Source organism: Photorhabdus kleinii (genome assembly GCF_025384885.1).
Taxonomy (GTDB): domain Bacteria; phylum Pseudomonadota; class Gammaproteobacteria; order Enterobacterales; family Enterobacteriaceae; genus Photorhabdus; species Photorhabdus kayaii.
The window spans coordinates 171,410-196,862 of the sequence record NZ_JAJAFY010000003.1; the positions used below are offsets into that span (position 1 = coordinate 171,410).

26 protein-coding genes, 1 tRNA gene and 2 pseudogenes are annotated in these 25,453 nt (G+C 42.6%); 5 read left to right on the top strand and 24 right to left on the bottom strand.

What is annotated here, in order from left to right; translation table 11 throughout:
- Positions 1–16: 16 nt before the first annotated feature.
- The 3 genes from LG003_RS03735 to prpB all read right to left on the bottom strand — a co-directional run bounded on the left by LG003_RS03735 (position 17) and on the right by prpB (position 3,642).
- A complete protein-coding gene (locus LG003_RS03735; RefSeq protein WP_262980180.1) occupies positions 17–1,468 on the bottom strand; it encodes a bifunctional 2-methylcitrate dehydratase/aconitate hydratase in 1,452 nt (483 codons plus the stop codon).
- 55 nt (positions 1,469–1,523) lie between these two features.
- Positions 1,524–2,690, bottom strand: coding sequence for a bifunctional 2-methylcitrate synthase/citrate synthase (prpC, locus tag LG003_RS03740; protein ID WP_262980181.1), 1,167 nt, complete (start codon positions 2,688–2,690; stop codon positions 1,524–1,526).
- 61 nt (positions 2,691–2,751) lie between these two features.
- Entirely contained in the window at positions 2,752–3,642 is an 891-nt protein-coding gene (prpB, locus tag LG003_RS03745; protein ID WP_112876706.1) for a methylisocitrate lyase, read from the bottom strand.
- Between the two features lie 324 nt (positions 3,643–3,966).
- Between prpB and prpR the strand changes: the two genes are divergently transcribed.
- A complete protein-coding gene (gene prpR, locus LG003_RS03750; protein ID WP_262980182.1) occupies positions 3,967–5,631 on the top strand; it encodes a propionate catabolism operon regulatory protein PrpR in 1,665 nt (554 codons plus the stop codon).
- Here the strand turns inward: prpR and LG003_RS03755 are convergent, their stop codons facing one another.
- On the bottom strand, positions 5,632–6,603 hold the full coding sequence (locus LG003_RS03755; protein ID WP_112876708.1) for a GlxA family transcriptional regulator: 972 nt from the start codon (positions 6,601–6,603) through the stop codon (positions 5,632–5,634).
- A 176-nt stretch (positions 6,604–6,779) separates the two neighbouring features.
- Here LG003_RS03755 and LG003_RS03760 point away from each other — a divergent pair, with 176 nt between their 5' ends.
- Complete coding sequence (locus LG003_RS03760) at positions 6,780–7,547, top strand: DJ-1/PfpI family protein (protein ID WP_262980183.1); 768 nt, start codon at positions 6,780–6,782, stop codon at positions 7,545–7,547.
- A 127-nt stretch (positions 7,548–7,674) separates the two neighbouring features.
- Here LG003_RS03760 and LG003_RS23605 read toward each other — a convergent pair.
- The 11 genes and pseudogenes from LG003_RS23605 to xerD all read right to left on the bottom strand — a co-directional run.
- Positions 7,675–7,770, bottom strand: a pseudogene (locus LG003_RS23605) (IS982 family transposase); the annotation flags it as partial.
- A 147-nt stretch (positions 7,771–7,917) separates the two neighbouring features.
- On the bottom strand, positions 7,918–8,124 hold the full coding sequence (locus tag LG003_RS03765; RefSeq protein WP_262980184.1) for a hypothetical protein: 207 nt from the start codon (positions 8,122–8,124) through the stop codon (positions 7,918–7,920).
- A gap of 101 nt (positions 8,125–8,225) precedes the next feature.
- On the bottom strand, positions 8,226–9,164 hold the full coding sequence (locus LG003_RS03770; RefSeq protein WP_262980185.1) for an Rpn family recombination-promoting nuclease/putative transposase: 939 nt from the start codon (positions 9,162–9,164) through the stop codon (positions 8,226–8,228).
- 290 nt (positions 9,165–9,454) lie between these two features.
- Positions 9,455–10,078: a CatB-related O-acetyltransferase gene (locus tag LG003_RS03775; RefSeq protein WP_262980186.1), complete on the bottom strand. Its 624-nt coding sequence runs from the start codon at positions 10,076–10,078 to the stop codon at positions 9,455–9,457.
- 1,083 nt (positions 10,079–11,161) lie between these two features.
- Positions 11,162–11,914, bottom strand: a complete 753-nt coding sequence (locus LG003_RS03780) for a hypothetical protein (RefSeq protein ID WP_112876713.1) — start codon at positions 11,912–11,914, stop codon at positions 11,162–11,164.
- 340 nt (positions 11,915–12,254) lie between these two features.
- A tRNA-Gly gene (locus tag LG003_RS03785) sits at positions 12,255–12,332 on the bottom strand.
- Positions 12,333–12,475: 143 nt separating this feature from the next.
- Positions 12,476–13,990 carry a lysine--tRNA ligase gene (gene lysS / locus LG003_RS03790; RefSeq protein ID WP_262980187.1) on the bottom strand — a complete coding sequence of 505 codons (1,515 nt, stop codon included), beginning with the start codon at positions 13,988–13,990 and terminating at the stop codon, positions 12,476–12,478.
- A 9-nt stretch (positions 13,991–13,999) separates the two neighbouring features.
- Positions 14,000–15,098, bottom strand: a protein-coding gene (gene prfB, locus LG003_RS03795; protein ID WP_112876715.1) for a peptide chain release factor 2 whose coding sequence is annotated in 2 segments (ribosomal slippage) — positions 14,000–15,022 and positions 15,024–15,098 — 1,098 coding nt in all. Because the reading frame shifts where the segments join, the coding sequence is not laid out codon by codon here.
- Between the two features lie 157 nt (positions 15,099–15,255).
- Positions 15,256–16,989, bottom strand: coding sequence for a single-stranded-DNA-specific exonuclease RecJ (gene recJ, locus LG003_RS03800; protein WP_112876716.1), 1,734 nt, complete (start codon positions 16,987–16,989; stop codon positions 15,256–15,258).
- 5 nt (positions 16,990–16,994) lie between these two features.
- Complete coding sequence (gene dsbC / locus LG003_RS03805) at positions 16,995–17,696, bottom strand: bifunctional protein-disulfide isomerase/oxidoreductase DsbC (protein ID WP_112876717.1); 702 nt, start codon at positions 17,694–17,696, stop codon at positions 16,995–16,997.
- Positions 17,697–17,719: 23 nt separating this feature from the next.
- Complete coding sequence (xerD, locus tag LG003_RS03810) at positions 17,720–18,631, bottom strand: site-specific tyrosine recombinase XerD (protein WP_240000698.1); 912 nt, start codon at positions 18,629–18,631, stop codon at positions 17,720–17,722.
- Positions 18,632–18,738: 107 nt separating this feature from the next.
- Here xerD and fldB point away from each other — a divergent pair, with 107 nt between their 5' ends.
- Positions 18,739–19,257 (top strand): flavodoxin FldB, encoded by a 519-nt coding sequence (gene fldB, locus LG003_RS03815; RefSeq protein ID WP_112876718.1) that lies wholly within the window; start codon positions 18,739–18,741, stop codon positions 19,255–19,257.
- A 21-nt stretch (positions 19,258–19,278) separates the two neighbouring features.
- Here the strand turns inward: fldB and LG003_RS03820 are convergent, their stop codons facing one another.
- The gene (locus tag LG003_RS03820) at positions 19,279–19,695 is read right to left on the bottom strand and encodes a protein YgfX (RefSeq protein ID WP_112894409.1); all 417 of its coding nucleotides are present in this window, start codon (positions 19,693–19,695) and stop codon (positions 19,279–19,281) included.
- The gene (gene sdhE / locus LG003_RS03825) at positions 19,676–19,942 is read right to left on the bottom strand and encodes an FAD assembly factor SdhE (RefSeq protein ID WP_112876720.1); all 267 of its coding nucleotides are present in this window, start codon (positions 19,940–19,942) and stop codon (positions 19,676–19,678) included. Before sdhE ends, LG003_RS03820 begins: the two co-directional genes overlap by 20 nt.
- Positions 19,943–20,118: 176 nt before the next feature.
- On the opposite strand from sdhE, the gene ygfZ reads away from it, so the two are divergent.
- The gene (ygfZ, locus tag LG003_RS03830) at positions 20,119–21,111 is read left to right on the top strand and encodes a tRNA-modifying protein YgfZ (protein ID WP_262980188.1); all 993 of its coding nucleotides are present in this window, start codon (positions 20,119–20,121) and stop codon (positions 21,109–21,111) included.
- Positions 21,112–21,121: 10 nt separating this feature from the next.
- Positions 21,122–21,727, top strand: coding sequence for an HD domain-containing protein (locus LG003_RS03835; protein WP_112876722.1), 606 nt, complete (start codon positions 21,122–21,124; stop codon positions 21,725–21,727).
- Positions 21,728–21,858: 131 nt separating this feature from the next.
- Here the strand turns inward: LG003_RS03835 and LG003_RS03840 are convergent, their stop codons facing one another.
- From LG003_RS03840 to LG003_RS03870, 7 genes and pseudogenes are all read right to left on the bottom strand, one after another.
- The gene (locus LG003_RS03840) at positions 21,859–22,110 is read right to left on the bottom strand and encodes a hypothetical protein (RefSeq protein ID WP_112876723.1); all 252 of its coding nucleotides are present in this window, start codon (positions 22,108–22,110) and stop codon (positions 21,859–21,861) included.
- 53 nt (positions 22,111–22,163) lie between these two features.
- Positions 22,164–22,286 carry a hypothetical protein gene (locus tag LG003_RS03845; protein WP_262980189.1) on the bottom strand — a complete coding sequence of 41 codons (123 nt, stop codon included), beginning with the start codon at positions 22,284–22,286 and terminating at the stop codon, positions 22,164–22,166.
- 11 nt (positions 22,287–22,297) lie between these two features.
- Positions 22,298–22,717: a hypothetical protein gene (locus tag LG003_RS03850; protein WP_262980190.1), complete on the bottom strand. Its 420-nt coding sequence runs from the start codon at positions 22,715–22,717 to the stop codon at positions 22,298–22,300.
- Between the two features lie 24 nt (positions 22,718–22,741).
- Positions 22,742–22,909 (bottom strand): hypothetical protein, encoded by a 168-nt coding sequence (locus LG003_RS03855; RefSeq protein ID WP_262980191.1) that lies wholly within the window; start codon positions 22,907–22,909, stop codon positions 22,742–22,744.
- Positions 22,852–23,079 (bottom strand): annotated as a pseudogene (locus LG003_RS03860) (helix-turn-helix domain-containing protein); the annotation flags it as partial. The pseudogene LG003_RS03860 and the gene LG003_RS03855, both read right to left, overlap by 58 nt.
- A gap of 211 nt (positions 23,080–23,290) precedes the next feature.
- The gene (locus LG003_RS03865; RefSeq protein WP_112876725.1) at positions 23,291–24,604 is read right to left on the bottom strand and encodes a hypothetical protein; all 1,314 of its coding nucleotides are present in this window, start codon (positions 24,602–24,604) and stop codon (positions 23,291–23,293) included.
- 597 nt (positions 24,605–25,201) lie between these two features.
- The gene (locus LG003_RS03870) at positions 25,202–25,393 is read right to left on the bottom strand and encodes a hypothetical protein (RefSeq protein ID WP_112876726.1); all 192 of its coding nucleotides are present in this window, start codon (positions 25,391–25,393) and stop codon (positions 25,202–25,204) included.
- Between the last annotated feature and the right edge of the window lie 60 nt (positions 25,394–25,453).

Here is a 25,453-nt window from a genome sequence, read left to right on the forward strand (position 1 = left end):
CGATAGTATTGGAAATTCAGATAACGTATAAGTCGAGGTATTCGTTTACCGGCATGTTTTCTAGCAACGAACGGTCAAGGGAAACAGACAGGATTCTCCTCTGTTGCGTTTCAGGGAACTGACGTGCCAGGTTGGTTCTAAATTTTTTCAGCAATAACGGAATGCCTTCCTTACGGCGACGAGCATGGCCGATGGGGAATTCAACTTTAACTTCATCGAGCTGGCTGCCATCTGTAAACGTAACAGTTAATGCGTTAGCAATAGAGCGTTTTTCCGGATCATGATAATCATGGGTAAAATCAAGATCTTCAACACACACTACTTTTTCCCGCAGTGCATCAATGCGAGGATCTGCCGCAACGCTATCTTCATAATCCGCCGCAGTAAGACGACCAAAGATCAAAGGAATCGCAATCATGTACTGAATACAGTGGTCTCTGTCCGCGGGATTGTTTAACGGGCCTTGCTTATAGATAATCCGTATACAAGCTTCATGGGTACGAATAGTGATTTTTGTAATGTCATTGATAGTCTTACCGGAGTCTTTCAGTTGTTGATGCAGGCTCACTGCCGCTTCCACCGCAGTTTGCGCATGAAATTCTGCCGGGAAAGCGATTTTGAACAGCACGTTTTCCATCACATAAGAGCCATAGGCACGCTGGAATTTGAAAGGCTGACCATTGAACAAGACATCATAGAATCCCCACGTCTTTGCGGTTAATACCGAGGGATATCCCATTTCACCCTTTTGCGCCATCAGGGCCAAGCGAACCGCGCGGGATGTTGCATCACCGGCAGCCCAAGATTTACGTGAGCCGGTATTGGGAGCATGGCGGTAAGTTCGCAGCGATTGACCATCAACCCAAGCCAATGATACCGCACTCAGGATCTCTTCTCGATTCAACCCCAACATTTCAGCAACAACAGCGGTCGAAGCCACTTTTACCAGCACGACGTGATCTAAACCGACTTTATTGAATGCATTCTCCAGTGCAAGACATCCCTGTATTTCATGTGCTTTAACCATACCCGTCAAAACATCTTTGATCGTGAGCGGCTTTTTCCCACCAGCAACGGCATTTCTTGATAGCCAGTCAGCCACTGCCAAGATGCCACCGAGGTTATCGGATGGATGCCCCCATTCAGCAGCAAGCCATGTGTCATTGAAATCTAACCACCGGATCATCGTACCAATGTTAAATGCCGCCTGTACGGGATCGAGTTGAAACTGGGTTCCCGGTACCCGCACGCCATTGGGCACCACTGTCCCCGGCACAATCGGCCCTAGTAATTTCTTACAGGCCGGGTATTCCAGTGCCTCTAACCCACAACCCAGCGTATCCAGAAAGCAGTAATAAGCCGTTTCATAGGCAACGGATGATGTGATGGCGTATTCCATAACATAATCCACAATATCCACAATGACCTGATCATATTCAGGATGATTGCTTGCAACAGAGGTAGACATAATAATTCCTTGTTAAAAAAACACCCATGCAGGAATCTCTGCATCAAAAATAGCGTTACCCACGTTTACCTATTGGCGTAAATACTCGATTTTCTGGCCCGGTATAGTTGGCTGAAGGACGAATAATTTTGTTATCAATACGCTGTTCAATGATATGAGCAGCCCATCCCGCTGTACGGGCAATCACAAACAGTGGTGTAAACATCGCCGTTGGCACTCCCATCATGTGATAGGAAACCGCTGAGAACCAATCAAGATTCGGGAACATGTTTTTGGTGGCCCACATCACCGCTTCTAATCGATCCGCGATATCAAACATTTTGGTGGTTCCTGCCTCTTTAGAAAGTTGTAGAGCCACATCTTTAATTACTTTGTTACGGGGATCGGAAATAGTGTAAACCGGATGACCAAAGCCGATAATGACCTCTTTTCTCGCCAAACGCGCCAGAATATCACTCTCAGCCTCATCAGGATTCTCATAGCGCTGTTGAATTTCAAAAGAGACTTCGTTTGCTCCACCATGTTTTGGTCCTCTCAACGCACCAATCGCTCCAACGATGGCGGAGTAGATATCTGTGCCAGTTCCTGCAATAACACGACTGGTAAATGTCGAAGCATTAAATTCATGTTCGGCATACAGGATTAGGGAGGTATGCATAACTTTTTCCCACGATTCACAGGGCTTTTTACCATGCAGGAGGTGCAGAAAATGTCCGCCTATCGACTCATCATCAGTTTCTACCTCAATGCGGCGTCCATTGTGGCTATAGTGATACCAATAGAGCAACATGGAGCTAAGAGAGGCCAGTAATCTGTCAGCAATATCACGCGCCCCCGCGAGGTTGTGATCATCTTTCTCAGGCAATGTACAACCCAGAACGGAGACGCCGGTACGCATAACATCCATCGGATGGGCGGCTGCGGGTAATGTTTCCAGTGCAGCCTTTACGCTACCCGGCAGACCTCGCAGTGCGGTTAATTTCGTTTTATAGGCAGCTAGTTCAGCACGGGAAGGCAATTTTTCATGGATCAGTAGGTACGCAACTTCTTCAAATTCACACTGGGTTGCAAGATCAAGAATATCGTAACCACGGTAGTGCAGATCATTACCGGTTTTCCCAACTGTACAAAGTGCCGTGTTACCCGCACTGATGCCAGAAAGGGCTACCGATTTTTTAGGCTTGAAAGTGGTTAACTCAGTCATCGTGTTCTGTTCGCTCATGGGTATCACCTCTACTGTTTTTATGCCATATAAAACGACGAATATCAGGTGGAGCTGTCCGTCATTGAGATTTTTTCTTGGAGAAAAGCAGATCTAATTTTTGTTCAAAATCGTAGTAGTTGATGCTTTCATATAACTCGTTGCGAGTCTGCATCATGCTGATCACACTCTTCTGTGTCCCTTCACGACGGAGTGTTGTGTAAACCTGCTCGGCTGCCTTATTCATTGCACGGAAAGCAGAAAGTGGATAAAGCGCAATAGAGACATCCACACTTTTCAACTCTTCAGTCGTGAAAAGTGGAGTCGCACCAAATTCAGTGATATTGGCTAATATTGGAACCCCGGTTGTTGACGCAAATGTTTGATACATATGTAATTCAGTGATCGCCTCTGGAAACAGCATGTCTGCTCCGGCTTCGATATAGGCTTTTGCCCGATCAAGCGCCGCTGCTAATCCTTCAACAGCCAAAGCATCAGTGCGAGCCATAATGACGAAATTTTTATCAGTACGGGCATCGACAGCGGCCTTGATGCGATCAACCATTTCCTCTTTGGATACAATCTCTTTATTCGGACGATGACCGCAGCGTTTCGCACCGACCTGATCCTCAATGTGCAATCCCGCAGCCCCCGCTTTAATCATGGAACGCACTGTGCGAGCCACATTAAAGGCAGAAGAACCAAAACCGATATCAGCATCCACCAACAATGGCAAATCGCATACGTCTGTAATACGACGGATATCTATTAACACATCATCCAGAGTTGAAATTCCCAGATCAGGCATACCCAACGAACCCGCCGATACACCGCCACCAGAAAGATAGATAGCTTTATAGCCAGCCCGTTTTGCCAGTAACGCATGATTCGCATTAATGGCGCCAATAACCTGTAGTGGAGATTCAGCCTCTATCGCCTGACGAAATGCCAAACCGGTCGAGGAAAACGTCATACATGACCTCATTGTTATTATAATGAAACACATTTGTTATCTAGCAATATTCGTACCAATAAAATTAGAAATGGCTGATGGTTTTAAAAAACAAACACAATAAAAAATTATTATATTGTTTTTTAATTGAAAAATAGCACTAAAAATATTTATTAGCTTGTCGGAAAGCACTATTGATAGAAAAACCCACCTGTTTCATAATGAATCAATTACGTTTCATGAAACATAAACGAAACAATTACGAAACATTGAATTATTGTGGTGGGAAAAGCGAATAAAATTCAGCTAAGAAAAATGAAAACAGAGTACAGATAGAGGAATAGCATGGCAGAAACACCATCAACAGAACGTGATAACCGTGATAAACCGGTCATTTGGACAGTATCTGTTTCCCGTCTTTTTGATCTCTTCCGTGATATCACACCAGAATTCGATCATCAGGCCAATATCACGCCTATCCAACTTGGGTTTGAAAATGCGGTTCAACATATTCGTCAACGGTTAACAACTGAATGTTGTGATGCCGTGCTCTGTGCCGGCTCTAATGGCGCCTATCTTAAAAGCCGTTTGCCAGTACCAGTCATCATTGCTAAGGCCAGTGGTTTCGATTTTATGCAGGCACTAGCCCGTGCACGACAAATCAGCTCCCGTATTGGTGTTATCACCTATCAGAATACATTACCTGCGCTAGAAGAATTTCAGCAACGGTTCAACTTGCGTATTGAACAACGCAGTTACGTAACGGAAGAAGATGCACGAGCCCAAGTCAATGCACTAAAAGCCATTGGCATTAAAGTGATTGTCGGTGCCGGGCTAATTACCGACCTCGCCTATGAAGCTGAATTGGTGGGTGTTTTTGTCTACTCTGCTGATTCTATTCGCCAGGCATTCCATGATGCACTGGATATTGCCAGAATGACCAAGCTCAGCCAAGCTTCAATTTCTGCCTATCCAACCGAGAATAGTTTACGTACCCGCCATACTCTCAATGATATCCGGGGAGATTCAGCGGTAATGGAACATGTGCGCAACACTATTATGCTATACGCCCGCTCGCCTGCCACAGTGCTAATACAGGGGGAAAGTGGTACAGGGAAGGAGCTGGTGGCACAAGCCATTCACCATGAATATGCCCTGCGGTATGGTCAGATTACAGGTAAACATCAACGGCCGTTTGTCGCCGTTAACTGTGGCGCCATTGCTAAATCCTTACTGGAAGCTGAATTGTTTGGTTATGAGGAAGGCGCTTTCACCGGATCTCGGCGGGGAGGTCGTGCAGGTCTTTTTGAGGTTGCGCATCGAGGCACGCTATTTTTGGATGAAATTGGTGAAATGCCACTGCCTCTTCAAACACGGCTATTGCGGGTACTGGAAGAAAAATCCGTTGTCAGAGTAGGAGGACACCACCCTATTGCCGTTGATGTTCGGATCATCTGCGCCACACATTGCGATTTGGATACTTGGGTTCAAGAAGGGCGTTTTCGAACAGACCTGTTCTATCGCCTAAGTGTATTGCGCATCAACATTCCGGCCCTCAGGGAAAGAGGTCATGATATTGGTATATTGGCGCTGGAATATCTGCGACGAGCATTTGCTGCATTAAATTTGCCGGTATCACAATCAAGAGTGCAAGAGCTTGCTGCTTGTCAGGAGGCATTGCAAGCCTATCATTGGCCCGGTAATGTCCGGGAACTACGTAATCTTATGGAGCGACTCACGTTATACCTTAGTGCCCATCCTGAGCATACCTTAACACCAGAATTGATATTGGCGCTTTCACCGGAGCGCCAATCTACACTCAAGCTGGCAGAACAAAGTATGAAGTCTTTCCTCTCTTTAACTCAACAATCTTCACTTGTTGCACCACTTTCAGCTCATGAAACCTTGAAACGATTTTCTGGCAATCACCATGCAACCGCGGAATATCTGGGGATTAGCCGTACTACGTTGTGGCGACGATTGAAGAAAGAGATGGCAGGGAATAAATAGCTAAAATGTTGCCTTGAAATGCTTACGGTAGTCCTGTGGAGTACTACTGAACGCCCGGAAGAAACTGCGGCGTAAAGTATCTTCACAGCCGAAACCGCAACGGGAGGCTATGCACTTGAGCGATAGCGTAGATTCAACCAAAAGATGACGCGCCGCTTCTAGGCGGAATCGCTCCACCGCTTTGGCTGGCGTAATCCCTGCATGTTGGCCATAGTGGCGCACGAAGCTACGCTCACTCATATTGGTACGAGCGGCCAAAGCTGCCACTGAAAGGTCTCCCGCCAAATTGTTAATCATCCAAGCGTGCAGATCTGCAAATTTACTCGTACTGCTTTGTAATGCCAGTGAAGCACTAAACTGTTCCTGTCCACCAGGACGTTTGAGAAACATAACGAGATCCCGCGCAACATCCAGTGCCAGTTTATGACCGAAATCTTCCTCCAGCAATGATAGAGCCAAATCGATTCCTGCGGTGACACCAGCAGAAGTCCACACCGGGCCATCCTGAATAAAGATAGGATCACATTCTACCCGCAACTTACTGTAACGCCGGGCCAGTTCAGCACAGCTATTCCAGTGCGTAACGACTCTGCGGCCATCAAGCAATCCGCAAGCAGCCAGAATGAATGCCCCGCTACATACAGACACAATACGCCTAGCCAGCGATGCATGTCCCTTTAACCAATTACGCAATGGCGGATGATTCGCCGCTGACTCAACGCCAATGCCCCCTGCAACAATCAGAGTATCGGCGGGAGAATCTAACTTAGGTAAAGGTTCTGCTTGCACAGTTATTCCAGCCTGCGTCATTACCTGTCCGGGATCACAAGCCACGACTTTTATGGCATAAGGCCGTTTGTGACCAGACTTCTCTGCTAGCTCATTAGCTGTGGTAAAGACCTGCAATGGCCCTGAAAGATCCAGCAGATTTACGTTGGGGAAGATCAGAAAATAGAGAGTCTTAATGTCCATAAGGCAATTATGGCATTTGGCGTAAATCGTCGCAATATTGGCATATACGCCAATTAGTTTACGGTTACAGTTGTTCCATCAATTTGCTACCGGGAATACAAATATTCAGCGCTCGCTAAAAATAGCGGCATATGAATTTCAGTTCTCTTTTCAATCTCGATAAGGAAAACTTCTCCATGAAAAACACATCTAAGGAACATCCTGCGGCATTATCTTCGTTAATGAAAGCATCGTCTGGAGAAAAACCCACTCTCGCTTTTGTCATTTTCCCAGGCATGACGCCACTTGATATGATTGGTCCCGCGACAGTTCTTGAAGTAGGAGGATGGTTAAATATTGAATATGTCTGGCGCGATTTACTTCCGGTGCGTACTGAGCTGGCACATATATCATTTTCACCGAGCACTACATTTGAGCAATTAGATAAAGTGGATATTTTGTGTGTTCCGGGTACAGGAAATCCTTATGCTTTGCTTGCCAAATTAGACATGCTTGATTGGATACATAAAGTGGGAAGTAAAGCATCTTGGGTCACCAGCGTGTGTACAGGATCGATCCTGTTAGGGGCCGCAGGCTTGCTGAAAGGGTATAAAGCAGCGACTCATTGGTCGATGATAGACGATCTCAACGAATTCGGTGCAATACCGGTTAATAAAAGAGTCGTTATCGATAGAAATCGGGTTACTGGAGGTGGAGTCACCGCAGGTATTGATTTCGGTTTGACATTGCTTGTTGAAATCAAAGGTGAAAAATATGCACAAGCAGTCCAACTAGCGATGCAATATAGCCCAGAACCGCCGTTCAATAGCGGCATGCCAGAACTCGCCGGCAAAGAAATGACTAATGCCACGCTTCAAGCTATATTTTCCAATGTGGAACAACAGACACCTAATTACAAAGAAATATTAATTAAAAGCGCCAAGAGAATATCAGATATCTACTGATATATATTTTCGTATTATGGCTCAATTCAACCTATTTCAGCATTCGATTATTTACCAATAACGGAAATATTTTCTATTCTGAGAACGGCTAATTCATAGGTGCATAAATCCAGATTTGTTTTTTAGATTAAAAGGTATAGGCAACCAATCCGGTTGCCGCTTCCAAAAGAAAACTTATCGGATTACGATGTTTCGAATATTCTATTTGAGGAATATTCTTTAATTATTAAAATACTATTTCAATTAAAAAGCTCAATACCAGACAGAAAAAGTATGATTTCAAACTTATCCAAATAATATACCGCTTATATGTAAAGTCTTGCCCACTTATTTACACGAACTTTCATGCCGATTAAGGTATCGGCATAAGTCAATCGGCTATTTGTTCAAGCTTATTCTGGCTCAGCACGACGATTTTAATTATTGTTTCAAGGTTAATACCAATGTCTATCATTGCATGCGCGATTGTCACAATCGCCAGTTTCCTCCCTATATGTAATCCATCTCGAAATTCTTGTTGGAACTCTTTCTGTTCCAGTTTTTGTTCTATTGTCATCAGTAGTTCTTCATATGTCATCAGTATCTCCTCATATTTCTAGGGGACGGTTCAGCTATTCGCCGGATAAGCCCCTCTTCTAACACAAATTTTTAAATACCGATTAAAGCTCTCAGCACGAATCAGTGATGTATTTGCTCAAGTTCGTTCTGGCTCAATCCAGTAGTTTTCATTATTGTTTCATGATCGATACCATTGTTCATCATTCTACAGGCGATTTCCAGAACCGCCTGTTTTTTACCTTTCTCTTCACCTTTTTTTTCACCTTTCTGTAATCCTTCCTTAAGCCCTTCTTGATGTCCTTTATGTTGCAACTTCTGCGCTATTGTCATCAGTACCTCCTCATACTTCGGGAACTGTTCTGCCAGTTGCCGGATAAAACCTTCTGGATCGGCGGTATCTCCCACCAGTAATATGTAGTTTAGCATGCTTTTTAGCAGCTCATATGTATAATAATCATACGCAAACAACATGGTCAGCTCTTGCTGTAACTCCGCCATATCACGTTGCCGGATATGTTTTTGTACTATTTCCAGTAGTGCAACCCGTTTGTGCGTCAGGATTTCATCATCCGGGATTACCGTCACATCTACCAACGGAAACGCGCTGGAATAGATCTCTTCTGCCATAGCCGAAGCATCGAAGCAGTCGAACCAGTTGGTACTCCACGGATACGGCCGTATTTTTCCGTGATAGAACAACACCGGAATAACCAACGGCAATTTTTCATGTCCCTGCTCCAGATGCCATTGCATTGCTGAAATACTGTAACGCATCAGCCGGAATGCCATCATCTTATCCGGGGAACTCTGATGTTCAATCACACAATACACATAACTCTCACCCTGCGTAGTTTTTAATGAATACAGGATGTCGGAATAATGTACCCGCAGATTGTCCTCAATAAATGACCCCGATTCCAGTCGCAGTGTATCAAGATCACAAACTGCCCGTAATGTGGCAGGTAAATGTATCTCTAGAAAATCTCTGGCGGTATCAATATGACTTAAAAACTTTTTAAAAATAGCATCATGTGGCGTCGGTGTATTTTTTCTTTTCATAAGAGGATAGTAGCATATTTTCTTTTATATTGAAGGAATATTAAATAAATAACAATAAACTCTGTCTCATCTCTCTTTTATACCATTGTACAATGTTTTTTATTTAACTAGTTAAAGATAGACTCCTTTCGGAGAAATACCGTTTGCAGCTTGAATGCCGAAACGGTATTTCAGCTAATAATTAATGTATTTTAGTTAAATAATTCAGTAATAGAACATTTTAAAAATCATATTTAATTAGTCTAATCCAGCCTAATTAATTATTTTACGTAATTAATTAACTATTTATCTTAATATGTTCTTACAGCAGTTCTTAATGCCTTAATATCCGAAGCACAGAGATAGGGTTTTAAAGCATTAAATTTCTCTTCTGACCAATCATATATTTTTAACGCAAGTAACTCATTGATAATGTGCGGCTCAAAGCGATATTTAACTAATTTCGCAGGCATTCCAGCGACAATACTATATGGCTCAACATCTTTAGTTACGACGCTATTAGCAGCAACGATAGCGCCTTCACCAATGGTGACGCCTGGCATAATCATTGAACGCATACCAAGCCACACACCATCATGAATATGCGTGTCACCTTTGCCTACATATGCCTCTTCAATATATTCCATGAATGGATATAAACAGAACCAATCCGCTCTGTGTGTATTGTTTCCACCCATAAGAATGATAGTTTCAGCACCTATGCAAACATAATCGCCAATATACAATTTATCAATTGGCCACTTAGACTCCCATTGAAGACTGATCTTATCACCGTACAAATAGCGAACGACAGATTCTTCAAAACCGCCGCTCCAGCAATCGCTATAATAGCTATGAGTTCCTTTGATGACAATACTTTGATTAGTTACAGCTTCATGTAAAAATTGGATTTTTGACCAATGCTTTTCTTTCATAGTAAATAGTCTCTATTAATTATTCATTTACCATAGAATGCTTTCTACGGTGATGTATCCGCATTCATAATATATCACTCCTAACTGATTCGTGGTTGATTTAATAACGGGATTCTTTTCATATTAGGCGATGAGTTAGTTATTAATTTATATCGGTTATTATTCGTAAATTCTTTTGATCTTATTTACATCATACCAAAAGATATACTTTCAATGCGAACTACTCAGCATTTTTTAGGAAGAAGTAAAACTGGAGAGCGAGGAACTTAGAACAATCCGGTCAATACATTGATAGTTTTGGGAACCTCCAGCGGATGAGGCCGGACAGCAACTATAGGGGTTTTCTATGATGGACTGCCGAAGAAATTCATCGTCAGTCATTACGTTACATAAGGGAAAATCCAGCATGTACAAAAGCAAAAGGTATGGTGAAAATCCCTATATCCTCACCCGTCTGTATAAAACCAAGGTGTGATATCCCACATTTTTAGATGATAGCTCAAATTTTAGCCATCATCTAAAAATCAAAAATTTAGTACGCCCATTTACCTGAACGGTTGCAGAACTGGGGATCAAAACCATTGTGGAGGGTCCGCTTGGACGTCCGCACCCGAGGCTCTAGTTTTATGTAATATCTATATATTCACGCTAGTTTATCCTCAGCCCGTCCCTGACTGGGGAATTGCCGTCTGGGATGAAAACGGAAAATGCGTGATAACCAGTGATACAAAACCATTGGCCATCCCTATGAATTAACAACTGCTGACGACATTAATGGAAGAAATAACACTATGATTTTCAATTAATTGGCTATATGATTACAGAAATTCTTTCGACAAAGGATATGTTATGCTACTCACCGCTATGCTTTTTATGATGGTTGTGATTTTTTTCTTACTAGCTATATTGGTTAACTATTTTTTTATCTTAGAAAGAAAGATAAAAAAAACTCTATTAGCATCGTTATTGATGACTGTTGTTTTAATACTAAGCATTATTATTCCGCCAACTATTCATCAGTATTTTTTAATTTGGTATTTGACATAAGGTCGCGCATTAAATACACGGCCTTAACGAGATTATTTATTTTTTAAGAAGTTGCATAACTTTATTTTCAAAAATTTGTCTTTCGACATGAAAATTTACATTTTCTTTCCATTCCCCAGTAATATCAAATGGCTCTCCAAACCAATTATTATCCTCCTTCCCCCAGTTAAATGTATCGTATGGGTCAGTGAATTTATCATACAGTTTATAATGTATTACACCATATACATTATATCCATCACCCATTTTTTCAGCACTAACATCTGTCAATTTTCCACTGACAGTTGCGCCTCCAATACCCCAAAGTGGGTCGTAAACTGGAACTTTTTTTTCCGTACCAAAATCATAACCATTTTTAAAATCAATTCGTTCACCGTTTTGAATTTGTGAAATAAAACGAGATTGAATGCTACCCTCTGATCTGCCAAATGCACCCGGTTTCTGCATCAATCCTCGAATTTGATCATGCACACCTATCTCAGAGAGTGAAATTTCTCGGCCTGATTTCCCGAAAAAATGCGATAACAAACCAAATGAACTCATACTGTTGTCTTTTTTTGCATTATCATTAAATGCTTGAGTTGCACCAATACTGGTTTTACTAAAATTCGATTTTCTAAGAGAAAGCAAATTTAAATATTCCATTTTTACCCGTGTCATATTGCCTTTAGCGTAGTTCTCCATCAATCTATTAAGTACTTTTTCCCACCTTTTATCTTTTGGATATTTGCATTCTTTTTCACCACACACTGGACAGATGTTTTTACCTAATCCATTCAAAAAATCCATGTTAAATTTTTTTCTTCTGACATAAAACACCCTTAATAAATATAAATAAATTTCATTTTCTATATATATAGAATTATTTAAAAATTGGCTTTATATCGAATTATTACATATTTTAAAATATGCAATATTCTCGATATGAAATGATTTTACATTTACATTTCACACAAGGATATTAAAATGGCCCGTATGGTTACTGGTACAATTTCTACCTAATTGTAATTATTTTCTCTTGATTACACTGTTATCTTGCAAAATATCTCAAAATAATATATTACATTAAAAATAATGTGTTAATGAAATTAATAACTTAATTATTCCACGCATGCATACACATAATATGTACAAACAGAAAGTGTGCTCAATCGAACCCTCGTATAGAGCTTGGGAAGCTCTCGTTCTACCATTGAACTACGCTCGCTTAGGAATAACATAAATTATTATAGCGATTTCATTGGTATCAGCAAGCCATTATCTGTTTAAGTTGTCTATATTTCAATCAGTTGAAAATAAAAACTCCCCTGATAGCTATGCCACAGGGGAGTTGAAATTTAATTCAAGCTGTTATTTCTGCGGGCGCATTGCCGGGAACAGAATGACATCACGAATGGTATGGCTATCTGTCAGCAACATTATCATACGGTCAATACCAATACCCAAACCGGCGGTTGGCGGCATACCGTGTTCCAAAGCCGTTACATAATCTTCATCGTAGAACATGGCTTCATCATCACCTTCGTCTTTCTGGCGAACCTGCTCAGCAAAACGTTCAGCCTGATCTTCGGCATCATTCAATTCTGAAAAGCCATTACCAATCTCACGTCCACCAATAAAGAATTCAAAACGGTCGGTGATAAACGGATTTTCATCATTACGACGCGCTAGCGGAGAAACTTCTGCCGGATATTCAGTGATAAATGTCGGTTGAATCAGGTGGCTTTCAGCCGTTTCTTCAAAGATTTCACACTGAACACGGCCAAGGCCCCAACCTTTTTCCACTTCAATACCAAGAGATTCAGCGATAGCCACCGCTTTATCCATATCATCCAAATCAGCTATGTTGGTTTCAGGACGATATTTACAAATGGCCTCTTTCATGGTCATTTGGGCAAATGGTTTACCGAAATCAAATTCCTGTTCGCCATATTTAACCAAGGTATTCCCCAAAATATTCTGCGTCAGGGTACGGAACAGCTCTTCTATCAGAACGATCAGATCTTTGTAATCCGCATACGCCATGTAGAGTTCCATCATGGTGAACTCAGGGTTATGGCGCGGAGATACACCTTCGTTACGGAAGTTGCGGTTAATTTCAAACACACGCTCAAAACCACCAACAACCAGACGTTTCAGGTAAAGTTCCGGCGCAATACGCAGATACATATCAATATCCAGCGCATTGTGGTGAGTAATAAATGGACGTGCCGAGGCACCACCAGGAATAACCTGCATCATTGGTGTTTCCACTTCCATAAAGCCTTTACTGACCATAAAGCTACGCAGGGCCAATAAGACTTGAGAACGAATTTGGAAAGTTTTGCGCGATTCTTCATTCGCGATTAGATCCAGATAACGCTGGCGATAGCGAGTCTCCTGATCAGCCAAGCCGTGGAATTTATCCGGCAATGGACGCAGCGCTTTTGTCAGCAGACGCAATTCAGTACAGTGAATGGAAAGTTCACCGGTTTTGGTTTTAAACAGTTTGCCACGCGCACCCAGAATGTCTCCCAGATCCCATTTTTTAAACTGTTCGTTATAAATACCTTCCGGCAGATCGTCACGGGCAACATATAACTGAATACGACCGCCCATATCCTGTAGTGTGACGAAAGAAGCCTTACCCATGATGCGGCGCGTCATCATACGACCGCCAACCGTCACTTCAATATTCAGTGCTTCCAACTCTTCCTGAGTTTTGTCGTCGTATTTCGCGTGTAGATCTTCTGAAATATTTTCACGATGGAAATCATTCGGGAATGCAGTTCCATTCTCCCGTAAAGCTACGAGTTTTTCGCGGCGAGTTTGCAGTTCATTATTTAAATCGGGAGCCTGTTCTGCACCCTGTTGTTGTTGTGACATTTTAGTTCCTCATAAGCCAGCTTTAAGGCTTGCTTCAATGAATTTGTCCAGATCACCATCCAGCACCGCTTGTGTATTGCGAGTTTCAACGCCGGTGCGCAAGTCTTTGATGCGTGAATCATCCAGAACATAAGAGCGAATTTGACTACCCCAACCAATATCAGATTTATTCTCTTCCATTTCCTGTTTATTAGCGTTCTGTTTCTGCATCTCCAGTTCATACAGCTTCGCTTTTAGCTGTTTCATCGCCTGGTCTTTATTTTTATGCTGAGAACGATCATTTTGACACTGAGTCACAATGTTGGTTGGAATATGGGTAATACGCACCGCAGATTCTGTTTTGTTAACGTGCTGACCACCCGCACCGGATGCGCGGTAAACATCGATACGTAAGTCTGCTGGATTAATTTCAATATCAATATCATCATCCACTTCAGGATAGATGAAAGCAGAACTGAATGAAGTATGGCGACGACCACCAGAATCAAATGGGCTTTTACGTACCAACCGGTGAACCCCCGTTTCAGTACGCAACCAACCATAAGCATAATCGCCCATGATCTTAATCGTCGCTGATTTCAGACCAGCAACTTCACCGTCTGATTCTTCAATGATTTCCGTTTTAAAACCTTTGGATTCAGCCCAACGCAAATACATACGCATCAGCATACTTGCCCAATCCTGAGCTTCAGTACCACCAGAGCCTGCCTGCAAATCAAGATAACAGTCAGCACTGTCATACTCACCAGAAAACATGCGGCGAAATTCTAACTGACCTAGCTTTTCTTCGAGCTGTTCCAGCTCTACCACGGCTTCATTAAAAGTCTCTTCATCGTCTGCTTCTATTGCCAGTTCCAGTAAACCTTGTACATCTTCCAGACCCTGCTCAAGCTGATCGATAGTTTCGACAATCTCTTCCAATGAGGAACGCTCTTTACCCAAAGCCTGTGCCCGCTCCGGTTCATTCCAAACATCAGGCTGTTCCAATTCAGCATTAACTTCTTCTAAACGCTCTTTTTTGACATCGTAGTCAAAGATACCCCCTCAGAACCGTTGTCCGTTCAGACAAGTCCTGAATGTGGTTTTTTACCGGATTAATTTCAAACATATTTTAGTGTCTTACGTTGTGTAGTCGGAGATAAATGGATAATTTTCGAACCGCGTATTGTAGCGGATTCGGCACAGGGTTTATAGCACTTCAACAGATTTGTCACGTATTCATACGAGAGTACGTGACAATGACTGACTACCTGCTGATCAAACGGTTAATAAGGCCAGAGGTGTTGGATCAAAAGCTGTACATTACGGTTGCCACGAAATTCATTAACATCTAGTTTATAGGCAAGTTCTACTTCGCGAACACTGTTATCTGGCCAGCGGGTAGGATCGATATTGAACGCAATACCATCCAGCATCGGCCCACCGTTTAATGGCTCCACTATCACTTTTAAATGACGCTCTCCAACAATGCGCTGTTGCAGTAGTTTGAATTTACCGTCAAAAATAGGCTCCGGGAATGCCTGCCCCCAAGGGCCGCCATCACGCAACATTTCTGCAATGTCCAATGACAGTTCATTAATTGCTAATTCACCATCACTCCAGATAACACCTTCAAGTTGCGAAATATCTAACCAATCCGCCATTAGCGTAGAAAAGTGATACTGAAATTGTTCGAATTTATCCTGTTCAAGTGACAAACCGGCCGCCATTGCATGACCACCAAATTTAAGTATCAACCCCGGATGCAAAGTATCAAGCCGCTCAAGCGCATCACGCATATGCAATCCCTGCACTGAACGACCAGAACCTTTCAAAATACCGTCACCGGCCGGTGCAAAAGCGATAACAGGCCGATGAAAACGCTCTTTAATCCGGGAAGCCAAAATTCCAACTACCCCTTGATGCCATTCTGGATGATAGAGCGCTAGCCCATAAGGCAGTTCAGTGCTGGTACGTTCAAGTTTGTCACAGATTTGCAGTGCTTCCTGCTGCATTCCCTGCTCTATTTCACGCCGAGTCTGGTTAAGACCGTCCAGTTCACAAGCTATCTGACGCGCCTTTGCTATGTCGTCAGTTAGCAATAAAGTGACGCCAATGGACATATCATCAAGGCGACCAGCGGCATTCAGTCTTGGCCCCAGAAAAAAACCCAAATCGCTGGCTGTCAGCTTATAAGCATCACGGCTGGAAATTTCCAATAATGCACGTATCCCCACACAACAACGTCCTGCACGAATCCGGTTCAAGCCCTGATAAACCAGAATCCGGTTATTGGTATCTAAAGGTACAACATCGGCAACAGTTCCTAGCGCAACCAAATCCAACATCTCGGCCAGATTCGGCAGCGCAATTCCTTGCTTTTCAAACCACTGATCTTTCCTCAGCGCCGCCCTTAAGGCAGACATCAGATAAAATGTGACACCCACTCCGGCCAATGATTTAGACGGGAACGAACAATCGGCAAGATTAGGATTAATAATGGCATCAGCCGCTGGCAAAACGTCACCCGGCAAGTGATGATCCGTGACAATCACTTTCATACGGTGCTGATGGGCAGCCGCAACCCCTTCATGGGAAGAGATACCATTATCCACGGTAATAATCAGGTCAGCGCCTTTTTTGACGACCTCTTCTACCACCTGTGAGCTTAAACCATAACCATCGTCAAAACGATTTGGTACCAGATAATCCAGATGGCGATATCCCATCGAGCGTAATGATCGGATTGCCAATGCCGTGCTAGTTGCCCCATCAGCATCAAAATCACCGACAATAACGATACGCCAGTGTTCATGAAGTGCAGTCAACAAGAGTGACACCGCCTGTTCCACACCACTCAGATGCTGATAATTCAATAACCCTTGAACACCACGCTCCAATTCATTAGCTTGCTGGATACCACGAATGGCATATAAGCGACGCAGTAATGGATGAATCTGTTGTGGAAGGTGACTGTCATTCACCGCCGGACGGCGGCGAAGTTGTGTTTCAATATTCACTAAACTTATTTACCACGTTGCGCCAGTGCCGCTGCCAAAGCCTCTGGCGGCATATATCCACCTAACAGACTGCCATCCTTAAGGACAATCGCCGGCGTTCCTTGGACGCCAAACTGGAGACCCAATTTGTAATGGTTAGCAATATCCACTTTACAGCTCTTAATTGGCGAAACATCTTCATTTTTAAACGCAGCATCTAATGATTTCTGCGGTGTTGCGCTACACCAGATAGATTGCATATCTTTAGCAGATTGGTGCTGCATACCCTGACGGGGAAACGCCAGATAGCGCACAGTAATACCCAGTTTATTATACTCTTGCATGTTTTCATGCAATTTATGGCAGTAACCACAGGTAATATCCGTGAAAACGGTAACGACATGCTTCTCTTTTGGCGCTTTGTAGATGATCATTTGATCTGTCATTGCTTCCAGCTTTTTCATCAACAATTGATTACTGACATTCACAGGAGAGCTACCACTGACATCATAAATTGGCCCTTGCAATAAATATTTCCCGTCATCAGATAGATAAATGATCCCTTGCTCGGTCACTACCGTATTTAAACCAACAATAGGTGATGGCTGGATGTTTTCTGCTTTTATCCCTAGTTTCTGCATTGTTCTATGGACAGCACCATCATCAGCAAACGCATTTCCATTAAACCAGGCCAGCAAAAGAGGGAAACATAACACGCTTTTTTTCATTTTCGGTTCCTTTAAATCCGTGCTCACCCACGCGGATGATGTTGTTGATGTAGCAATTTGAGCCGTTCTGTTGCTACATGAGTATATATTTGTGTTGTAGATAGATCACTATGCCCCAATAACATCTGCACAACTCGCAAATCAGCGCCATGATTAAGCAAATGCGTGGCGAATGCATGACGTAAAACATGGGGAGATAACCGTTCAGTATCGATTCCAGCCAGCAGCGCATAATGTTTAATACGATACCAGAATGTCTGTCGGGTCATTTGGCGCCCTCGGTTGCTAGGAAAAAGGACATCCAACGTTGCACCATTTAGCAGCCCAACTCTCCCATATTCCAGATAATTCTCTAGCCAATAAATTGCTTCTTCCCCTAAAGGCACTAACCGTTCTTTATTCCCTTTACCAATCACTCTCACCACGCCTTGACGCAAACTGACATCGGAAAGTGTCAATCCCACTAACTCAGATACCCGCAAACCACAGGCATAAAGCACTTCAAGCATGGCTTTATCCCTTAACTCTACCGGCTGATCTGTACAGGGCGCATTAAGTAGATCTTCTACCTGCTTTTCACTTAAATCTTTAGGCAATCGCTTTGGTAATTTCGGTGCAGACAACAGTGCTGTCGGATCATCCTCCCGCATTTTTTCCCGATAAAAATAGAGAAACAATTGGCGCATGGCACTGAGTAAACGCGCCGAACTACTGGCTTTATATCCTCCATCCACGCGTTCTGCCAGAAAAGAGTGCAAATCTATCATCTGGACAGATAATAAATTATGACCATGATGTATCAACCAGTTATCCAATGCCTGCAAATCCAACCGGTAAGAAGCAAGCGTATTTTCCGCAAGATCATGTTCTAACCAGATAGCATCAAGAAATTGTTCTATCAGTGGATTAGTCAACTGAGTTGGTTGTTTTGACACGAAATACTTTCCTTAAATCTGTACATCTCTGCTGGCTATTATGCCTGAAAAAGCAATTATTCTGTTACAATGCCAATCCAGATATTCAAAAACCATAATGATTAATGATGAAGATTGGTCTTTTTTACGGCTCCAGCACCTGCTACACCGAGATGGTAGCAGAGAAAATCCGCGATATCCTCGGTGAAGATTTAGTTGATCTCCACAATATCAAAGAGACAACACCTGAATTAATGGAAGAGTACTCTGTGCTGATTCTCGGTATCCCAACATGGGATTTTGGTGAATTACAGGAAGATTGGCTGGTTATTTGGGATCAAATTCCTTCCCTCGATTTACAGGGGAAAATTGTCGCCATGTATGGTATGGGAGATCAAATTGATTATAGCGATTGGTTTCTTGACGCTCTCGGTATGCTATATCACCATTTACGCCCTTCAGGTGTACATTTCATTGGCTTCTGGCCGACCGAAGGTTATGAATTTACCAGCCCGAAACCATTAACGGATAATGGCTCACAATTTGTCGGGCTGGCATTAGATGACGTAAACCAGTATGAACAAACTGATGATCGTTTATCGCAATGGTGTATGCAAATCCTGCAAGAAATGGAGCCTCTGCTTTAAGTCAGGAAAATTTCAGCTCAATCAGATATCAGGATATTGCAACAATAGTTGATTAATATGCCTCCATTCATCCTGTGACATACCATCGGATGCGACCCATAAACGGATTTTTTTCTGGTTATAAAAAGATTGAGCCGTAATTAATACGCCATAACGACACAGCCATGGTCGTCGGATAATTCGCCACTCATGCTTCTTCCATTGCAACTTATTATCACTGAGCAGAACTAAAAGCCCTTGTGATTTACGGATATTTTTCTGGCTACGCCCCCAACTGGCAATAATCAACAGTACTAAAGGGAGCCAGAAAATCCAGAAAATAGCGTCATCCGCAGGCCACGGAGCAAGTAGTACGATAAGCGCTATTGCACCATGAACACAGGTAGAAATTAGCTGGGTATGCCAAGATACCCTGAGATCACATTTCCACAGGACCACGATCTTTATTTCTATTCTGAATAAGTTTAATCATGCGAAATAACTCTTCATCTTCTGGACGCCCATGATTCATTAGCCAGTTGAACAGATCAGGATCAGCACATTCAAGTAAGTGAATAAAAAGTCGTTTATCATCATCGCTGAGCGAGTCATATTCATACTTAAAAAACGGCATAATTGAAATATCCAGCTCACGCATTCCACGCCGGCATGCCCAATGAATACGTGCCTTATTATCAATATCCATGTTCAAAAGATCCCCTTTTAATTCTCATTGTTTGTTTTAACACCATTAGCCATATAAGTCGCCCGGCAAACTGATGCATCATGCCAGCTAATAGCAATAATAACTACTTGCATTGTGCTTCAACTCTTTTACCATTATGCATCATTAGCTCAAATATCTGACTGGCAGGATGTGTCATGGCTTATAAAACTCCATTTTCTTCACAATCTCCATTGTCTTCATCAATCCTTCCCCTGACGTTAATATCTCTAGATGACTGGGGACTGGTAGCAGCAACTGGACCGGATGCAGAAAAATATCTACAAGGTCAGGTTACAGCAGATATTTCCGCACTTGCAACGAATCAGCATGTGCTTAGTGCGCATTGTGACGCAAAGGGTAAAATGTGGAGTAATCTGCGCCTCTTCCATCGTGGTGAAAGCCTTGCTTATATTGAGCGTCGCAGTGTGCTGGAAAATCAGCTTACAGAACTGAAAAAATATGCCGTATTCTCTAAAATTACACTAGTTCAGGATGAAAACGCGGTACTGCTCGGTGTTGCAGGTAAAAACTGCCGGGAAGCATTAAGCAGCTTCTTCCCAACTCTGCCGGATGCTGATAACGCTGTCGTTGCACATGAAACTACGACTTTGCTCCACTTTACCTTGCCGTCTGAACGTTTCCTCTTGGTAACAAACACCGCAACCGCTGAGCAGTTAACAGAAAAACTTCAAGCTCAACTTAATAACAGCGAACAGTGGTTAGCTCTGGATATTGAAGCAGGCTTCCCGGTCATTGATGCCGTAAATAGTGCACAGTTTATTCCCCAAGCAACTAACCTTCAGGCATTGGCAGGAGGGATATGCTTTAAAAAAGGGTGTTATACCGGTCAGGAAATGGTAGCCCGTGCTAAATACCGCGGAGCAAATAAACGCGCCATGTACTGGCTGGCTGGCAGTGCTGCCAAAATTCCTGTAGCCGGAGATGATTTGGAATGGCAATTAGGAGATAAGTGGCGGAGAACGGGTACCGTTTTGGCTGCCGTTAAGTTGAATGATAATAGTGTCTGGGTACAAATCGTCATGAATAATGATATGGAAAGTCATAGTGTATTCCGTGTCCGTGACGATGAAGGGCATTCACTCACCATTCAGCCTCTGCCTTATTCTCTTGATGAAAAAAATAATTAATGAGGTTTATATGTCGTTAGCAGTACCTACCGTTGATTTTGGCCCTTTTACGAATGTCATCGGTTTTTTGATGGAGTTAGATAAGCTGAAAAAAGTTCAACGGCGGACTAAGTTACTGGATAACCATCGTCGGGAAAATTCAGCCGAGCATAGTTGGCATTTTGCTATCGCCGCAATGAGTTTTGCACCCTATGTAAAAGAGGTGGATATCCAGCGGGTTATTCAAATGGCATTAATTCACGATATTGTAGAAATTGATGCGGGTGATGTCATGGTTTACGATTTAGCAGCCCGTGAAGCTATTCATGAACAGGAAATCAAAGCCGCCGACCGTCTTTTTGGTTTACTCCCCGAACCACAGAAAAATCATTTTATGTCACTTTGGCAAGAGTATGAAGCAGCAGAAAGCCAAGACGCCCGTTTTGCTCTTACGCTGGATAGACTAATGCCGATGCTGATGAATCTGTATAATAAAGGGCAAAGTTGGGTAGAAGACGGTATTCGTTTTGAGCAAGTGATTAGCCGCAATAAATTCATTGCCGATGCCTATCCTGAATTATGGCAATATCTGCTGCCACAACTGGAAATCGCACAGAAGAAAGGTTGGTTGAAATAACTTTTCTCGAAAATTTTACACTACAAATTCAGTGCACATATTAACCATACGGTGCACTGAGTTAATTACAGACTACAGTTGTTTTGATGAAAAACCTTATATTTCACCTCGATGATCTCACTATCCCTAATCTACTTGTTTCCAGACAGTTCTTTCTCAGAAAGCGGCAATGCATTTGGATTCATCTCTCTCAATTTGCCGTTGACATATATCCGCCCATCCTTTCCTTCCCCACCTAACAATCCATTCTTACCCTTTTTACCCGCCTTTCCGGAACAAGCTACATTTTGACTTACGTCTCCACCCTTACTCTGTCTGATATTACCGATACCACCATCACCGCCTTTCCCTGCATATCCTCCCTTACCGCCAGGTGCTCCCATGCCTGGTACTGACCAACTAATAATGTGTGGTTTACCAGTAGAATAGCTAAAATCTATGTCACCCCCATCTCCACTACAACCTCCATTACCCCCATCCCCTCCATCTCCTCCGCACCCTCCAATCGCAGGCTGGCACAGTGTGCCAACAGTAAGATAATGATTATAATCAGCAACATTACCATAAAAACTACCATCCCCCCCTTACCACCATTACCGCCACGACCACCATCCCCCCCATGCCACCATCACTACCCGCCGACCACAACTCTACCTGCCCATCCACATTATCACATACGACAGTTAGTCTCGGCCCCTCTCCACCTGGTGCGCCACCCGATCCCTGCGCTCCCGAAGAACCTTTAATTCCATCAGTACCTGATGTAGGGGAAATTAGACAGGTATGTTTATTCTGACGACCAGGTGAACCCTCAACGCCATCAGTTCCGCTATTTCCAGTTGCACCAGGAGCACCAATTTCTCCATCAAGCCCTTTACTGATAAAGTGCTGTGGACCGTTTCCAACCCCTTGAATGATATTCGCTTCAATCCTACCGTTGGTGTAGCAAATAATTTTGCCTTCCGGTTCAATGGTTATCTGGTTGTACACCAAGACAACCAGTTCACCAGAGTGTTATTTATCTTTAATAATCAATGGATTACTTTCAGTAACAGTGATGTTTTCGCCACTATATAACGCAACTTTCATCGGAAAACGCTTAGCATTAAGCATTTCTTCATAATCTTTGACCAATTTACTTCCGGCGTTATTTTCACGGCTTTCTTTGCAAAATGACGACAAGCCAATACCTTCAAATGAGCCTGTTCAGGGCAGTATATCTGGACTTCTTGATTTCTCTTCAATTCTCTGCTGATGGTCGACGGGCTTCGCTTAAATGATTCAGCAATGAAAAGCTGTGAAAAACCGGCTTCTTTTAAACTGGAAATCTGGTATCTTTCTGTTTCGGTCAGTTGCTATACTTCAGCATCTTTCCACCCAAAGGAAAATGCATTATGAAATACAAATAACTGACCAGTGGAAAACAATTATTAGATGTACAACTCCATCACGAAATTTACCGTATGATCTATAACGATAAAAAAAGAGTTATTTATGAACACATCTTCGTTGTCGCAAGTAAACCTTGCCACAAACGATACGGAAAATATGAACCCATTCCCCTTATTTATAGTCTTCAAGCCAGTCTAAAGTATGATTATCACTATGATTCCCTACATTACCGTTAACATATACCTTGCCAGAAGTCCCTGCATTGCCGGATTTTCCATCAATACCAGCTTCACCAGATACTCCGGGATGACCATTACTATTTAATCCTCTATTACCAACGCCACCTACCCCACCTGCTCCGCCTATTCCTCCCTTACCACCTACCCCTCCATTACCGCCATCTCCTCTATATGACAGAGCATTAATTACTGGCTGACCCTGAGTGAAATTAATATATATGTTACCACTGTCCCCACCGTTACCCCCATTACCTCCATCCCCTCCATTACCGCCATCTCCTCCCCTTCCTCCATATCCAGCACTACATTTGTTTGTTGCAGATCCTCCATTTCCACCATTCCCTCCATTACCTCCATTACCGCCATATCCACCCTTTCCACCCTTACCACCTATCGATGCCGCATTGACTACTCCAGTAAAAATGTCAACATTAATAATTACGTCATTTGCACTGCCAGCTCTTTTGCCATCCATCCCTTGCGCTCCCGAAGAACCGCCAGTTGCATCAGTACCTGGTGTGGATTTAACAGAGCAACCATGTTTATTCTCTGAACCAATATTACCATTGCTGCCATTAACCCCATTACTTCCCTGTTCACCCTCAAAACCATCGTCTCCATCAGAGCCTTTACTGATAATGCTCTGCTTTTTATCATCATTGCCGTTCCCTACAACAGTATTAGCTTCGATCTTACCATTAGTGCGGTAAATAATTTGACCTCCCGGTTCAATGATTATCTGGTCATATACCAAGACAACCGGTTCGCCATAATCATCTTTATCTTCAACAAGCAATGGTGCATCTGCGGTAACAGTGATTTTTTCGCCAACGTATAACGCAACCTTCACCGGGAAACGCTTAGCATTAAGCATTTCCTCATAATCTTTGACTAAAGCAGAATTACTATAGATATAGGCCCTAAAAGCTTTACACAAATCAATATGATAACCCGTGACATTTGCCAATCGTTCAGCAGAAAACGGTTCAGGTAACGGATGATGGGGTTCCATTTTGCCAGGGCCGTACTCGCTGTCAGGTATACCTCCGAGTGCCTTCAGCTCTTGTATGGTTTGTACCGTAAAAAACGCAGGTGGCACAGTCGCGGTCTTCGGATCGTTAGAGAATATTACCTTGCCGTCAAAATCCGAGGTCTTAAGTTGCTTTGGCTGCCGTTCTACACCAATCAGATGATAATTCTGATGTAATATTGCCAAAGTTTCAGCAACCGTTCTTATTTTATCCATAGATATTCTCCAAAGTTTAAATTTATACCCGTTATCTTTCAAGTTGCCTCTTTGTTGGCTGCACTCTCTCACTTCGGTCACATAGTTACCTATGCTCCCGGGGATTCGCTCCCTTGCCGTCGCGATGCATCTTGAAATCCATAGGGTATATACAGTTAGGATAACTTTATATATCAGTTGTTCATTTAACCAAGCTTCAAAGTATCAACTGCTATCACTACCGATTGTGACACTAAATTGCTAATAGCCAGAATATTGCCCCTGGCTAATTACCAGATTAGCCATAGTGGAGACATCGATTTTTTCTGGCAAAGGATGTAAGCATTTCAACAACGGGTAGGCCAGAAAAATAATTTCTATAAGAATCAATTAGGTAAGTATTTATTCACATTACAGAAAGCGATTGAATGCGATATTTAAATGACACAATTTAAAATATTAATGTAATTTCCCAATTTTTTCATTAATTAAAGAGAATATTTCTGTGATACATCACGATCTTTTAATACGTGCTGACTAAATACTTCAATTTTATATTTGTCTCATTAAGTATTATTAGGAAATACAAATAAAAGATAATAATCATGATTATATTCTTCAAAAATCACATTGAGCAACAGGCACTATTGCCATGCCGATAACAATCGCCATTAATTTACCCAGGAACCAATGCAAAATCGGCTTCATACTCAGTACACTTGTAAAACCTGAGTGGCGAAAAACGAAGCCAACCAGCAAGGCCAGCCCCAATAAGTATTCAGTAATTAATAATGTAAACCACTTGAACATAAGCAAAACCAAGATCTGACCCTATTTCCCCTTATTTATCGTCGTTCAGACCCGTCTGAT

Excerpts from the sequence above, each read along its gene's own strand:
- LG003_RS03735 (WP_262980180.1), bottom strand. The coding sequence starts at position 1,468 with ATGTCTACCTCTGTTGCAAGCAATCATCCTGAATATGATCAGGTCATT.
- prpC (WP_262980181.1), bottom strand. The coding sequence starts at position 2,690 with ATGAGCGAACAGAACACGATGACTGAGTTAACCACTTTCAAGCCTAAA.
- prpB (WP_112876706.1), bottom strand. The coding sequence starts at position 3,642 with ATGACGTTTTCCTCGACCGGTTTGGCATTTCGTCAGGCGATAGAGGCT.
- prpR (WP_262980182.1), top strand. The coding sequence starts at position 3,967 with ATGGCAGAAACACCATCAACAGAACGTGATAACCGTGATAAACCGGTC.
- LG003_RS03755 (WP_112876708.1), bottom strand. The coding sequence starts at position 6,603 with ATGGACATTAAGACTCTCTATTTTCTGATCTTCCCCAACGTAAATCTG.
- LG003_RS03760 (WP_262980183.1), top strand. The coding sequence starts at position 6,780 with ATGAAAAACACATCTAAGGAACATCCTGCGGCATTATCTTCGTTAATG.
- LG003_RS03765 (WP_262980184.1), bottom strand. The coding sequence starts at position 8,124 with ATGACATATGAAGAACTACTGATGACAATAGAACAAAAACTGGAACAG.
- LG003_RS03770 (WP_262980185.1), bottom strand. The coding sequence starts at position 9,164 with ATGAAAAGAAAAAATACACCGACGCCACATGATGCTATTTTTAAAAAG.
- LG003_RS03775 (WP_262980186.1), bottom strand. The coding sequence starts at position 10,078 with ATGAAAGAAAAGCATTGGTCAAAAATCCAATTTTTACATGAAGCTGTA.
- LG003_RS03780 (WP_112876713.1), bottom strand. The coding sequence starts at position 11,914 with ATGGATTTTTTGAATGGATTAGGTAAAAACATCTGTCCAGTGTGTGGT.
- lysS (WP_262980187.1), bottom strand. The coding sequence starts at position 13,990 with ATGTCACAACAACAACAGGGTGCAGAACAGGCTCCCGATTTAAATAAT.
- dsbC (WP_112876717.1), bottom strand. The coding sequence starts at position 17,696 with ATGAAAAAAAGCGTGTTATGTTTCCCTCTTTTGCTGGCCTGGTTTAAT.
- fldB (WP_112876718.1), top strand. The coding sequence starts at position 18,739 with ATGAAGATTGGTCTTTTTTACGGCTCCAGCACCTGCTACACCGAGATG.
- sdhE (WP_112876720.1), bottom strand. The coding sequence starts at position 19,942 with ATGGATATTGATAATAAGGCACGTATTCATTGGGCATGCCGGCGTGGA.
- ygfZ (WP_262980188.1), top strand. The coding sequence starts at position 20,119 with ATGGCTTATAAAACTCCATTTTCTTCACAATCTCCATTGTCTTCATCA.
- LG003_RS03835 (WP_112876722.1), top strand. The coding sequence starts at position 21,122 with ATGTCGTTAGCAGTACCTACCGTTGATTTTGGCCCTTTTACGAATGTC.
- LG003_RS03840 (WP_112876723.1), bottom strand. The coding sequence starts at position 22,110 with ATGGGAGCACCTGGCGGTAAGGGAGGATATGCAGGGAAAGGCGGTGAT.
- LG003_RS03845 (WP_262980189.1), bottom strand. The coding sequence starts at position 22,286 with ATGTTGCTGATTATAATCATTATCTTACTGTTGGCACACTGTGCCAGC.
- LG003_RS03865 (WP_112876725.1), bottom strand. The coding sequence starts at position 24,604 with ATGGATAAAATAAGAACGGTTGCTGAAACTTTGGCAATATTACATCAG.
- LG003_RS03870 (WP_112876726.1), bottom strand. The coding sequence starts at position 25,393 with ATGTTCAAGTGGTTTACATTATTAATTACTGAATACTTATTGGGGCTG.